Genomic DNA, 13,028 nt, shown 5'->3' on the forward strand with positions numbered 1-13,028 from the left:
GTGGGCTACTCCACCAAGTCGAGCGTGACCTCGGCGGCTCTGACCGGCGCGACCGCCACCGACCTGCTCGGCTCCAGCTCGACGGCTGTGACCGGCTCGGTCGTGAACAACGACAATACCTCGAGCGCGGTGGCGATCACCGGCTCGACCAAGCTGTCGGGCACGGCAGGCACCGCGTCGAACAACCTCGCCTCCGGCATCACCTCCGGTGAGACGCTGGTCGTCAACGGCACCACCTTCACCTTCATCACCGGCACGTCCTCGACGGGCACCAGCATCGGCATCGGCGACAGCGTCAGCAACCTGCTGTCGGCGATCCAGACCCAGACCGGCGTGACCGCGTCGATCACCGCGGGCGCGATCACCCTGACGCCTCCGGCGGCGGGACTGACGCTCTCGGGCAGCACCGGCACCTTGGGCAAGCTCGGGCTGACTGCCGTCGGCGACGGCCTGTCCGGCAAGACGCTGACGGTCGGCGCCACAGGAGGTGGCACGGCGACCAGCATCACGTTCGGACTAGGGACAGGACAGGTCAAGTCGCTGAACGATCTCAACACGGCGCTCGCAGCCAACAACCTGCAGGCGACGATCGACTCGTCCACCGGCAAGATCTCGATCACCACGACCAACGACGCGGCTTCGGCCACGATCGGTGCGATCGGCGGTACGTCGGCTGCATCCAGCCAGGCTTTCAACGGCCTGACGGCGGCGGCTCCGGTGGCGGACGCGACCGCGCAGACGCAGCGCGCGAGCCTGGTCTCCCAGTACAACAACGTGCTGGCGCAGATCAACACGACCGCGGCTGACGCTTCGTTCAACGGCATCAACCTGCTGAACGGCGACACGCTGAAGTTGACCTTCAACGAAACGGGTAAGTCGACGCTGTCGATCACCGGTGTCACGTTCAACTCGGCTGGCCTCGGCCTGTCGAACCTGACCTCGGGCACCGACTTCCTCGACAACAACTCGGCGAACAAGGTCATCGGCGTCCTCAACTCGGCGAGCTCCACGCTGCGCAACGAGGCCTCCACGCTGGGTTCGAACCTCTCGGTGGTGCAGGTTCGTCAGGACTTCAACAAGAACCTGATCAACGTGCTGCAGACCGGCTCGTCGAACCTGACGCTGGCCGACACCAACGAGGAAGCGGCCAACAGCCAGGCGCTGTCGACCCGCCAGTCGATCGCGGTGTCCGCGCTGTCGCTCGCCAACCAGTCGCAGGCGAGCGTGCTGCAGCTCCTGCGCTAAGGCGCGGGCGGCACCCACGAATATCGGAGGCGGCGGGGCTTGCCCCGCCGTTTTCGGCTCTAGACTATTCGCAAATTGACGCCGCTCGGCTGCGGCGCCGGATCAGCCGGACAGCGAGCACGAGAGCAACGTCGTGTCGACGCGAATGCAGCCTGCCGACGACGCCGCTCCCGAGAGGAGACTCCCGAGAGGAGCCTTCTGAGAGGAGACTGGGCCATGCCCCTGCGGGTCGAGCTGAAGCCTTTCGAGCGCATCGTGATCGGCGACAGCGTCATCGTTAATTCGAATACGCGCGCCCGCTTCATCGTCGAAGGCGACGCGCCCATCCTCCGCGAGCGTGACACCGTCACCGCCGAGACCGCCGATACGCCGGCCAAGCGCCTCTATCTCTGCGTCCAGACGATGTATCTGAAGAACGACGCGATCCGTTATCGCGCGTCCTATCTCGCCTGTATGAACGAGTTGCGCAGGGCGATTCCGGAAGCCGCCGGCCAAGCCGAGATGGTGGATCGCCATGTCACGGAAGGAGCGCTGTACAAGGCGCTGAAGGAGATCAGGGCGCTGATCGAGCGAGAGGATCGTGCAGTCGCGCCGGCCGAAGCGATGCCTTGACATTCCGGCCGCGGAAGGGACCGGGCTCGCCGCAGCCTGAGAGGTTGGTGCTACGTCCGTATTAGCACGGACAATAAAATTAACGGGACGGATAAAAGCCCCACCTAACGATGGCGTGGACGAAAGTCTGTTCAGCCGGAGTCGCCGAGGGCCGGGTATCGATCCGCGCTGCTGGTGAAGGCCGGGACCGACCGTCGCTCTGACAGGATCAGCGGTCGCCCCGTGACCGCGGCGCCAATTCTTGGAAGGCCAGTTTCATGGACGATCTGTTGCGTGAGTTCCTGACGGAGACCAGCGAGAGCCTGGATACCGTCGACAATCAATTGGTGCGGTTCGAGCAGGAGCCGAACAACGCCAAGATCCTCGATAACATCTTCCGGCTGGTGCACACGATCAAGGGGACCTGCGGTTTCCTCGGCCTGCCGCGGCTCGAAGCGCTGGCGCACGCCGCCGAAACATTGATGGGCAAATTCCGCGACGGCATGCCGGTGACCGGCGAGGCCGTGACGCTGATCCTGACCACGATCGACCGCATCAAGGACATCCTGGGACAGCTCGAGGCCAACGAGGCCGAGCCCGAGGGCGAGGACCGCGACCTCATCAGCGAGCTCGAGGCCATGGTCGAGCGCGGCATGGCGGCGATGGCCGCCGGCGAAGCGGCCCCGCCGCTGGTGCCGGCCGCGCCGCCCGCCCCCGCGGTGACGCACGGCTCGCTGATCGACCAGACGCTGGAGCGTCCGCTGCGTCCGGGCGAAGTGTCGCTCGACGAACTCGAGCGGGCCTTCCGCGAGACCGCGATCGAGTTGCCGCCCGCGCATGAGAAGGCGCCTGAGCCCAAGGCCGCTGCCCCGGCGCCGGTCGCCAAGGCCGGGCCTGCCAAGGCGGAAGCAGAGGCCAAGGCCGAGCCGAAGAAGGCGGCGCGGCCGAAGGTCAATGCCGACGGCGAGGTGCACGAGAACGACAAGGTCGCCAACCAGTCGATCCGCGTCAACGTCGACACGCTCGAACATCTGATGACGATGGTCTCGGAGCTGGTGCTGACGCGCAACCAGCTCCTGGAGATCGCCCGCCGCAACGAGGACACCGAGTTCAAGGTGCCGCTGCAGCGGCTGTCCAACGTCACCGCCGAGCTGCAGGAGGGCGTCATGAAGACGCGCATGCAGCCGATCGGCAATGCCTGGCAGAAGCTGCCGCGCATCGTCCGCGACCTCGCCACCGAACTCGGCAAGCAGATCGAGCTCGAGATGCACGGCGCCGACACCGAGCTCGACCGCCAGGTGCTCGACCTGATCAAGGACCCGCTCACCCACATGGTGCGCAACTCCGCCGATCACGGCCTGGAGACGATGGCCGAGCGCGCCGCGGCCGGCAAGGCCGAGCAGGGCACCATCCGGCTGTCCGCCTATCACGAAGGCGGCCATATCATCATCTGCATCGCCGACAACGGCCGCGGCCTCAACACCGAGCGCATCAAGGCCAAGGCCTTGGCGAACGGCCTCGTCACCGAGGCCGAGCTCGAGAAGATGACGGAAGCGCAGATCCACAAGTTCATCTTCGAGCCGGGCTTCTCGACCGCGGCCGCCGTCACCTCGGTCTCGGGCCGCGGCGTCGGCATGGACGTGGTGCGCACCAACATCGACCAGATCGGCGGCACCATCGACATCAAGTCGGTGCTCGGCGAGGGCACCTCGGTCACCATCAAGATCCCGCTGACGCTCGCGATCGTCTCGGCGCTGATCGTCGAAGCCGGCGGCGACCGCTTCGCGATCCCGCAATTGTCGGTCGTCGAGCTGGTGCGTGCGCGCGCCAACTCCGAGCACCGCATCGAGCGCATCAAGGACACCGCGGTCTTGCGCTTGCGCAACAAGCTGCTGCCGCTGATGCATCTGAAGAAGCTCCTGAAGATCGACGACGGCTCGTCGACCGATCCGGAGAACGGCTTCATCGTGGTGACGCAGGTCGGCAACCAGACCTTCGGCATCGTGGTCGACTGCGTGTTCCACACCGAGGAAATCGTGGTCAAGCCGATGTCGACCAAGCTGCGTCACATCGACATGTTCTCGGGCAACACCATCCTGGGCGACGGCGCCGTGATCATGATCATCGATCCGAACGGCATTGCGAAAGCGCTCGGCGCCGCCGGCTCGGCCTCGCAGGCGGTGTCCGACGAGCACGCCGCGCATCACGCCATCGGCGGCGAGCAGCTCACCTCGCTGCTGGTGTTCCGCGCCGGCACGGCGCAGCCCAAGGCGGTGCCGCTGGCGCTGGTCACGCGCCTGGAGGAGATCGCGGCCGACAAGATCGAGATCTCCAACGGCCGCTACATGGTGCAGTACCGCGACCAGCTGATGCCCTTGGTGCAGATGGAAGGCGTGTCGGTGCAGACGTCGGGCTCGCAGCCGATCCTGGTGTTCGCCGACGAGACCCGCGCGATGGGCCTCGTGGTCGACGAGATCATCGACATCGTCGAGGAGCGGCTCAACATCCAGGTCTCCGGCGCCAAGGACGGCATCCTCGGCTCGGCGGTGATCAAGGGCCAGGCGACCGAGGTGATCGACGTCGGCCACTTCCTGCCGATGGCCTTCGCCGACTGGTTCATCCGCAAGGAGATGCACACCGACGCGCAGACGCAGTCGGTGCTGCTGGTCGACGACTCGCCGTTCTTCCGCAACATGCTGGCGCCGGTGTTGAAGTCGGCCGGCTACAAGGTGCGCACGGCGGCCTCGGCGATCGAGGGCCTGGCCACGCTGCGCTCCGGGCACAGCTTCGACATCGTCGTCACCGACATCGAGATGCCGGAGATGAACGGCTTCGAGTTCACCGAGGCGATCCGCGCCGACCAGAACCTGAGCCAGATGCCGGTCATCGCGGTGTCGTCGCTGGTGTCGCCGGCGGCGATCGAGCGCGGCCGCCAGGCGGGTCTCTACGACTACATCGCCAAGTTCGACCGGCCCGGCCTGATCGCGGCGCTGAAGGAACAGATCGAGGAACGTGCCCGCGCCGAAGCCAACCGGCGGGCCGCGTGACAGCAAGCGGACAGGAGTAGCGTGCGATGAGCAGCAAGATCGAAACCACCGAGGGCGCCGCCGTCGAATACGTCACTGCGATGATCGGCGGCCAGCTGTTCGGCCTGCCGATCTCCCGGGTACAGGACGTGTTCATGCCGGAGCGGGTGACGCGGGTGCCGCTGTCATCGGCGGAGATCGCCGGGGTCCTGAACCTGCGCGGCCGCATCGTGACCGTCGTCGACATGCGGGCGCGGCTCGGCCTTGCCCGCGCCGAGGACGGCAAGCCGCCGATGGCGGTCGGCGTCGATCTGCGCGGCGAGTCCTACGGTCTCCTGATCGACCAGATCGGCGAGGTGCTGCGGCTGTCCGAGGAGGGCCGGGAGGAGAACCCCGTCAATCTCGACCCGCGCATGGCGAAATTCGCCGGCGGCGTGCACCGCCTCGACGGCCAGCTGATGGTCATTCTCGACGTCGATCGCGTGCTCGAGCTCCTGCCGAAGGCAGCAATCGCCGCCTAGCCCGTCAACCGTCCCATAGGGGAGACAACAATGAAGAGCTGTCTGGTCGTGGATGACTCCAGCGTCGTGCGCAAGATCGCACGGCGTATCCTGGAGGAGTTGGGCTTCTCCGTCGTCGAGGCGGAGGATGGCGAGCGGGCGCTCGAGATCTGCACCAAGAGCCTGCCGGACGCCATTCTGCTCGACTGGAACATGCCCGTCATGGACGGTTATGATTTCCTCGGGCGCCTGCGCCGGCTGCCGGGCGGCGAAGGCCCCAAGGTGGTGTTCTGCACCACCGAAAACGACATCGATCACATTTCGCGCGCGCTGAACGCCGGCGCCAACGAATACATCATGAAGCCGTTCGACAAAGAGATTGTGGCCGCCAAATTCCAGGAAGTTGGTCTCATCCAGGCGCTGTCAGCCGAATCCGCCTGATCCCTTCGTCTGCCCAGAAGAGGCCGCCCGTGAACCAGCCTGATTATGAGTTCCTGCGCAAGCTGCTTCGAGACAAGTCCGGTCTCGATCTGTCTGCCGACAAGCAATATCTGATCGAGAGCCGCCTGCTTCCGCTCGCGCGCAAGGCCGGCCTGGCCAGCATCAGCGATCTCGTCCAGAAGCTGAAGGACGGGTCGAGCGCCTTGATCAGCCAGGTCGTCGAAGCGATGACGACCAACGAGACGTTCTTCTTCCGCGACAAGGTCCCGTTCGATCATTTTCGCGACGTGATCATGCCGGAGCTCCTCAAGGCGCGCGCCAACCGCAAGTCGATCCGGATCTGGTGCGCTGCTTGCTCGACCGGCCAGGAGCCGTATTCGCTGGCGATGTCGCTCAAGGAGATGGGATCTGCGCTCAGTGGATGGCGCATCGAGATCATCGCCACCGATCTGTCGCAGGAGGTGCTGGAGAAATCGAAGGCCGGCCTCTACAGCCAGTTCGAGGTGCAGCGCGGGCTGCCGATCCAGCTTCTGGTCAAATATTTCAAGCAGGCAGGCGAACTCTGGCAGATCAATTCCGACGTGCGCGGCATGGTCCAGCATCGCCAGCTCAATCTGCTGCACGACTTCTCACAGCTCGGCACGTTCGACGTCGTGTTCTGCCGCAACGTGCTGATCTATTTCGATCAGGACACCAAGATCAACATCTTCGGCCGGCTCGCCAAGCAGATGGAGCCGGACGGCTTCCTCGTACTCGGTGCGGCGGAGACCGTCGTCGGCCTCACCGACGTGTTCAAGCCGCTCGCGGACCGGCGTGGCCTGTATCGCCCGAGCGGGATCGCTTCCGCGGCGAAGGCGTCCGCTCCGGGAATGCCCAGGATCGCGGCCGCGGGCAACTAGATGTTCCCGCAGCCCAATAGAGCAGGACGCGAAGATGTCTGACGACAACAAAGGTACGGAGCGCGTCACCTTCAGCCGTGGTTACGATGTCTGCATCATGGGCATCGACGGGACCTGGCGCAGGGACTGCCAGCTCAACGCCATCTCGGACACCGACGCGGTGCTGACGGTCGAGGGATCGATCCAGGGATTGAATCTGAAAGAGTTCTTTCTGCTGCTGTCCTCGACGGGGCTCGCCTACCGCCGCTGCGAGCTGGTCCGGGTCAACGGCTCCGAGATGGACATCCAGTTCATCAAGGGAAAGAACAAGAAGAAACGTGGCAACGCTTCCGCCGGCCAGGAAACGACCGTCAACTAGTTCGCCTTGCGGCAGCACGGCGCATTGCTCGCCCGCCGCTCGGGAAACTTCCGCGCGCGGAGCGACGAGGAGACGCGCCAGCCCGGGTCCTGCGCAAGTCCTAAGACGCGTGGCCTTTTTTCGGAGAGCCGCTTTACGTCGCCGCAGGGTCGGACGTGTATGACAACGACGTCGGTCAAATTTTCCAGGGACGGCCAATGCCGGTCATGAGTTCGGAACTTGCATCCAGCCGGTTGGAGCGCGCCGATGATGGCGAACGGCGCGCGCTGCAGCTCTTGGTCGTCGACGACGACGCCGCGCAGCGGACGCTGATCGCGCTGGCGGCCAAGCAGGCCGGCCACGCCGTGACGGTCGCGGCCACGTGCAGCGATGCGATCCGCGAGGTGCGCAACAACCGCTTTGACTGCGTGACGCTCGATCTCATGCTCGAGGATGGCGAGGGGACCGAGGTCCTCAAGGTCATCGCAGATACCCGCTTCGCCGGTTCCGTGATCGTGATCAGCGGCATGGATGCGGCAAAGCGAATTGAGGCCCGGCTGTTCGCGCGCTCGCTCGGGATCGACCTGCAGAGCCTGCCGAAGCCAGTCGATCTGGCAGCGTTGCGCATCTGCCTGGCGAATCTCGGCAAGACTGTGCTCGGCCTGCCCGTGGTTCACACCTGGGGCGGCGTCGCAGCCGAAAGTGTTGCCGCGAAGCATCGGTCCTGACAGAGCTGCATCGGCGCAAGCCGCGGTCCAGGGCGCACAATCCTATGCAACGTCCGAATCCCGCCGATCTCTGATCAAAACGAGGGCAAGGCCGGCTGACGGCTGTACGTCTTGTGTCAAATGCCGTGCAGATTTTCGTGGGCTGAGGGCCGTGCACGCGTCCGCCGCCGAGCATGTCTGTGGGCGTGGTGCACGTGGGCAACGCCGATGCGATCAGAGTTTGATGTCGATCATGACGCTGTCGGCGTTGATGTGTTTTTGCAAGGCAGCATGCGGCCCGAGACGACTGCCTTGAGATCGTGTCCAGATCATGGTCTCGTGAAGGCGATCACCGATCTGCAGCTACTACTTGTGGGTTAGGATCATAAACCGTACAAATACGGGTGCCCAAAGCACCCGACGAGTATGGTATCATAAGACGCGCTTTCATTGTTTCTTCTCCTTTGCAAGAGCAATCGCCCATGGCCGAACAAACAGCTTCCCGCGGTGAGATTTTTGTCGTCGATGACGACCCAGCCGTGCGCGACACCCTCTCGATGGTCTTGTCGGCAGGTGGGTATGAAGTGATCTGTTTTGCGGACGGCGCCGCGCTCCTGGCGGTGGCGCGGAGCAGGACACCGGCCTGTATCCTGCTCGACGTGCACATCCCCGGAAAGTCCGGTCTCGACATTCTCAGGGAACTGCACGGCGAGGACTATCCGGCTCCGATCTTCATGATCTCGGGCCAGGGCGACATCCCGATGGCCGTCAATGCGATCAAGAACGGGGCGCTCGACTTCATCGAGAAGCCGTTCCGCGGCAGTGAGATCGTGGCCCGTCTGAACGAGGCGATCGGCGCGTTCGCGCGGCGGCAGAAGGAGAATGCCTCGCCGAAGATCGGCTCGCTGCATTTCCCCGGCCGCGAGCCGCTGACGCGGCGCGAGCGCGAGGTCCTGGAACAATTCACGGCGGGGGCCTCGAACAAGGAGGCGGGGCGCACGCTGGGCATCAGCCCGCGCACGATCGAGGATCACCGCGCCAACATCATGAAGAAGCTCGGCGCGCGCAACGCGGCCGATCTGATCCGCATCGTGATGACGGCGTCGCGCGCCAATTGAGCCGATGGCCGGGCCGCCCGCACGGGGCCTCAAGCTGGAGTAGCGGCAACCGCAAGCGCCAGGCCGCGTTGGTCGGGCCGCATTGGCCAAGCCTCGTTTTTCAAGCCTGGTTTTTCAAGCCTCGGTCGCGGCGAGCGCCTTGCGGATCATCTTGGCGAGCTCGGATTTGCGGTACGGCTTCGGCAGCAGAAGAATTCCTTCGTCGAGCCGGCCGTGATGCACCACGGCATTCTCGGTGTAGCCGGAGGTGAACAGGACCCGCTGCGTCGGACGAATCCGCTGGATCTCGGATGCGAGCTGGCGGCCGTTCATCGTCCCCGGCATGATGATGTCGGTGAAGAGCAGATCGAACGGCTCTCCGGCATTGGTGATCGCCAGCGCTTCGGCGGCATTGGCCGCCTCCAGCGTCGCATAGCCCAGTGCATGGAGCTGGGCGAGAACGTAGCCGCGCACCAGCCGGTCGTCCTCCACCACCAGGATCGTCTCCTGGCCGCCCTGGATCGCCGGCGCGTCGCCCGAGGGCTGCGTGATCGCTTCTTCGCTGCCCGGCGGCAGGTACATCCGGATCGTGGTGCCGTGGCCCTCTTCGCTGTAGATCCTGATGTGGCCGGCCGATTGCTTCACGAAGCCGTACACCATCGACAATCCGAGCCCCGTCCCCTTGCCAGGCCCCTTCGAGGTGAAGAACGGATTGAACACCTTGTCGATGATGGCGGCGGGAATGCCGCTGCCACTGTCGCTCACCGCGATCATCGCGTAGCGACCGGGCCGCACGTCGTCGTAGAGACTCGCGTAGTTCTCGTCGAGGTCGGCCCAGCCGGTCTCCAGGATGAGCTTGCCGCCATTCGGCATCGCGTCGCGGGCATTGAGCGCGAGGTTGATGACCGCCGTGGCGAGCTGGTTCGGATCGACATGCGCCACGCAGGTCTCGTCCTGGAAGACGGACTCGATCTCGATCTGCTCTCCGAGCGTCGGCCGCAGCAGCTTGGCCGTGTCGATCATCAGCGTGTTGACGTCGACCTCGCGCGGCTGCAGCGGCTGCCGGCGCGCAAAGGCGAGCAGATGCTGGGTGAGATCGGCCCCGCGCGCGGCGGCCTCGTCGATCATCCTGGTGATCGCGGCGAGCTGCGGCTCCTTGGCCACGGCCGCGGCGAGAATCTCGATCGTGCCGGTGATCACGGTGAGGATGTTGTTGAAGTCGTGTGCGATGCCGCCGGTGAGCTGGCCGATCGCCTCCATCTTCTCGGACTGGCGGATCCGCTCCTCGGTCGCGATCTTGTCGGTGAGGTCGCGGAAGAAGCCGTTCAGCACGAAGCCGTTGCGGGTCTTCAGCGCGGTCACGCTGAGCTCGGCCTTGAACTCGCGGCCGTCGCGCCGCTTCACCATGACCTCGCGTCGGCGGCCGACCCCGAGTGCGCTCGCTTGTCCGGTCATCAGGATGCGGCCGAGCGCGGCGCGCAGCTCCTCGCCGACGTCCCCGACCGTGATCACGTCGAAGACGTCCTTGCCGATGATCTCGGCGCGCGACCAGCCGAAGATCTTCTCGGCCTGGGAGTTCCAGTTGAGAATGGCCCCGTTGTCGTCGACCTGGACGAAGGCATCGAGCGCGGTCTCGACGATGTTGCGGGCGAGCTGTTCGCTCTCCCGGAGCGTCTCCTGCGCCAGCCGGCTCTCGGTCATGTCGCGGCCGATGAAGAAGTGGCGCTGCACCGGCTCCGACCAGTTCGAGGTCCAGGACAGCGTCACCACGCGGCCGTCCTTGTGGACGTAGCGGCAGTCGGAGGTGCGCGCCCGAAGGCCTAGGCGCGAGGCGCGAAGCTCCTCGCGTGCCTTGGGTAGATCGTCCGGGTGGATGAAATCCGCGCCGCTGCGGCCGATCATCTCCGCCGGCGTATAGCCGAGAATCGCCTCCACGCTCGGTGAGACCTGAACCAGGATGCCATTGCGGTCGGTGATGAGGATCAGGTCCTGCGACGTCTCGAAGATGCGCCGCCGTTCCTCGGTCTGCTGGCGCAGCGCCAGTTCGGTCCGGCGGCTCTCGGTGACGTCGCGTGCGATCTTGGAGGCGCCGATGATCTGGCCCGTCGGTGATTTGATCGGCGAGACGCTGAGCGAGACCTGGACCAGCTCACCGTCCTTGCGGATCCGCACCGTCTCGAAATGCTGGATCCGCTCGCCGCGGGCCATGCGCGCCAGAAGGTCCTGGGCCTCGGCCATGCGCTCGGGCGGCACGAGGAAATCCGCAAGGCGGCCCACGGCCTCCTCGGCGGAGTAGCCCAGCATGGCCTCGGCTGCCGGATTCCAGGCGGTGATGGTGCCGTCCAGCGACAGCGTCACGATCGCGTCGTTCGACGATTCCACCGCGGCACTGTAGAGCCGTTCGCGGGCGGCGAAATGGTCGCGCGCTGCTTCGGTCAGGTAATGCTCCTGGACCTCGCGCTCGAGCTCGGCGGTCTTGGTGCGAACCTCGTCCAGCACGCGGGCGAAGGCGCGCGCCAGCACGCCGGTCTCGCCGACCGCCTCGAGCGGGATATTCACCGCCTCGCCGCGCCCCACGCCCTCGACGGCCTGGGTCAGCTGGTTGATCGGCCGCGTCAGCGAGCGCGCGACCACGAAGGCGAGCGCGGCCGCGCACAGCATCGCGATCAGGCCGACCTCGATCGCCGTCTTGCGGATGGCGAGGGCGGGCGCCATGAAGGCGGTGTTCGGGATCGTCTCGATCACCGCCACCCATTCCTGTCCCGCGAGCAGCGCCGGGGCGAAGGCGACACCGCCGGGACGATCGGCTTCGTCGTGCAGGATCTGCGCGAAACCCTCGGCGGTGCCGGTCGCGCCTGCGAGCGTCGGAAAATCGTCCTGCCATCGCGTCGATCGGCCGCGTTTCGAGGCGAATTCCCGGTCTGATTCGGGATGGAAGAGATAGTCGCCGCGGGCGTTCACGACATAGAGCTGCGCGCCCGGGCGGGCCGCCATGCGCAGATGCGCGAAGATCGGGCGCATGTCGAGATCGACCATCAGGATCGCGTACGGCTTGCCGTCCGGCGCGAACACCGGCGTGCCGACGCACAGCATCGGCACGCCTGTCTTGGGGTCCGTCGTGTTGCCGTCGAGAATGATCGGCGAGAGCCGGATGCCGCCGGGCGGCAGGCTCAGCGTCTCCTTGATGTAGTTGCGCTCGCCGCGCGTGATCAGCTCGTTCTCCGGAACGATCCGAACCGTGTTGCCCGGCCCGAGCCGGTCGACCCGGATCAGCTCGCGATAATCGTTCTCGATCCCGACCAGGCGGATCATCGCGTAGGTCGGCTTGGCCTGCAGCTCGGCGAAGTAGCGCGTTGCGACCCGCTCGCGCCACGACTGCGCCGGCAGCCCTTCGCGGGGATCGGGAGCTCCCGTCTTCAGTGTGCGTATCAACGTTGCCAGATTCGGAGAGGCGCGATAGCCGTTGATGTCGTTCCGGGCGCTGCCGACATAGTTTTCGAGCTCGGTCGCCATCAGGCGCGAATGCGACTCGATTCGATCGAGCGCGCGCGGCAACAGCGCCCGCTCGAGGCTGCGATAGCCGAGCCAGCCGACGGCGAACACCGCGATCGCGACCAGCAGGATCATCGCGATGGCCAGCCGCGTCGTCAGCGTGAGGCGGCCGCCGAACCGCGGCGCCTCGCTCGCGCGCTGCGCGCCGCTGAGTAGGAGCCCTTCGGTTCGGCCGTCAGGATTTCGGAACAGCATCTTGGCCTGGCCGGGGTCGAGCAGCCCGATCGCCTGCCGATGCCAGGCATTCGGAAACCATCGTCAGGAGGGCTGCCGGTTTGAACGGCTTGGGCAATGCGGACACCGCTCCCAGCCTCGTGGCCATGGTAAGATAATCGGGCTCTATCACAGAGGTCGGGGTGTGGGCACGTCCCGAGGTCATGATGATCGGAACGCCGGGCGTGTGCTTGAGGATCAAGCGCATCGCCTCCAGCCCGTCCATGCCCGGCATGAAGATGTCCAGGATCACCAAGTCAAAGCTCTCGCTCGTGAAGCGGACGAGCGCCTTCTGGCCGTCGCCCGCGATGCCGACGACGTGACCGGCCCGTTCGAGCACGCGCTGAATTGTCAGCTGCATGAGCGGATCGTCGTCCACGACCAGAATCTTCGCCACGCTCCGCATCTCCCGATTGGCTG

11 protein-coding genes are annotated in these 13,028 nt (G+C 65.6%); 9 read left to right on the forward strand and 2 right to left on the reverse strand.

All coding sequences use genetic code 11. The features are described 5' to 3' along the window. From ACQR0U_RS11620 to ACQR0U_RS11660, 9 genes are all read left to right on the forward strand, one after another. A partial coding sequence (locus ACQR0U_RS11620; RefSeq protein ID WP_434872157.1) for a flagellin occupies positions 1–1,245 on the forward strand: 1,245 nt, incomplete at its 5' end. Positions 1,246–1,461: 216 nt separating this feature from the next. After that, the gene (gene flbT, locus ACQR0U_RS11625) at positions 1,462–1,857 is read left to right on the forward strand and encodes a flagellar biosynthesis repressor FlbT (protein WP_315716969.1); all 396 of its coding nucleotides are present in this window, start codon (positions 1,462–1,464) and stop codon (positions 1,855–1,857) included. 257 nt (positions 1,858–2,114) lie between these two features. Beyond that, positions 2,115–4,883 (forward strand): hybrid sensor histidine kinase/response regulator, encoded by a 2,769-nt coding sequence (locus ACQR0U_RS11630; protein ID WP_315714011.1) that lies wholly within the window; start codon positions 2,115–2,117, stop codon positions 4,881–4,883. A 26-nt stretch (positions 4,884–4,909) separates the two neighbouring features. Next, positions 4,910–5,383 carry a chemotaxis protein CheW gene (locus ACQR0U_RS11635; RefSeq protein WP_315750715.1) on the forward strand — a complete coding sequence of 158 codons (474 nt, stop codon included), beginning with the start codon at positions 4,910–4,912 and terminating at the stop codon, positions 5,381–5,383. A 30-nt stretch (positions 5,384–5,413) separates the two neighbouring features. Beyond that, a complete protein-coding gene (locus ACQR0U_RS11640; protein WP_315716971.1) occupies positions 5,414–5,803 on the forward strand; it encodes a response regulator in 390 nt (129 codons plus the stop codon). A gap of 29 nt (positions 5,804–5,832) precedes the next feature. Beyond that, positions 5,833–6,702: a CheR family methyltransferase gene (locus tag ACQR0U_RS11645; RefSeq protein ID WP_315750716.1), complete on the forward strand. Its 870-nt coding sequence runs from the start codon at positions 5,833–5,835 to the stop codon at positions 6,700–6,702. Between the two features lie 34 nt (positions 6,703–6,736). Next, positions 6,737–7,060 carry a PilZ domain-containing protein gene (locus ACQR0U_RS11650; protein ID WP_315716973.1) on the forward strand — a complete coding sequence of 108 codons (324 nt, stop codon included), beginning with the start codon at positions 6,737–6,739 and terminating at the stop codon, positions 7,058–7,060. Between the two features lie 197 nt (positions 7,061–7,257). Further along, the gene (locus tag ACQR0U_RS11655; protein ID WP_316201942.1) at positions 7,258–7,767 is read left to right on the forward strand and encodes a response regulator; all 510 of its coding nucleotides are present in this window, start codon (positions 7,258–7,260) and stop codon (positions 7,765–7,767) included. A gap of 461 nt (positions 7,768–8,228) precedes the next feature. Continuing rightward, positions 8,229–8,864 (forward strand): response regulator transcription factor, encoded by a 636-nt coding sequence (locus tag ACQR0U_RS11660; protein WP_315750719.1) that lies wholly within the window; start codon positions 8,229–8,231, stop codon positions 8,862–8,864. 114 nt (positions 8,865–8,978) lie between these two features. Here the strand turns inward: ACQR0U_RS11660 and ACQR0U_RS11665 are convergent, their stop codons facing one another. After that, positions 8,979–12,590 (reverse strand): PAS domain S-box protein, encoded by a 3,612-nt coding sequence (locus ACQR0U_RS11665; RefSeq protein WP_315716976.1) that lies wholly within the window; start codon positions 12,588–12,590, stop codon positions 8,979–8,981. Further along, positions 12,571–13,005, reverse strand: coding sequence for a response regulator (locus ACQR0U_RS11670; RefSeq protein ID WP_434862995.1), 435 nt, complete (start codon positions 13,003–13,005; stop codon positions 12,571–12,573). The genes ACQR0U_RS11665 and ACQR0U_RS11670 overlap by 20 nt, the downstream gene beginning before the upstream one ends. Positions 13,006–13,028: the final 23 nt, after the last annotated feature.

It is taken from the genome of Bradyrhizobium sp. HKCCYLRH3097 (genome assembly GCF_051167875.1).
Lineage (GTDB): Bacteria > Pseudomonadota > Alphaproteobacteria > Rhizobiales > Xanthobacteraceae > Bradyrhizobium.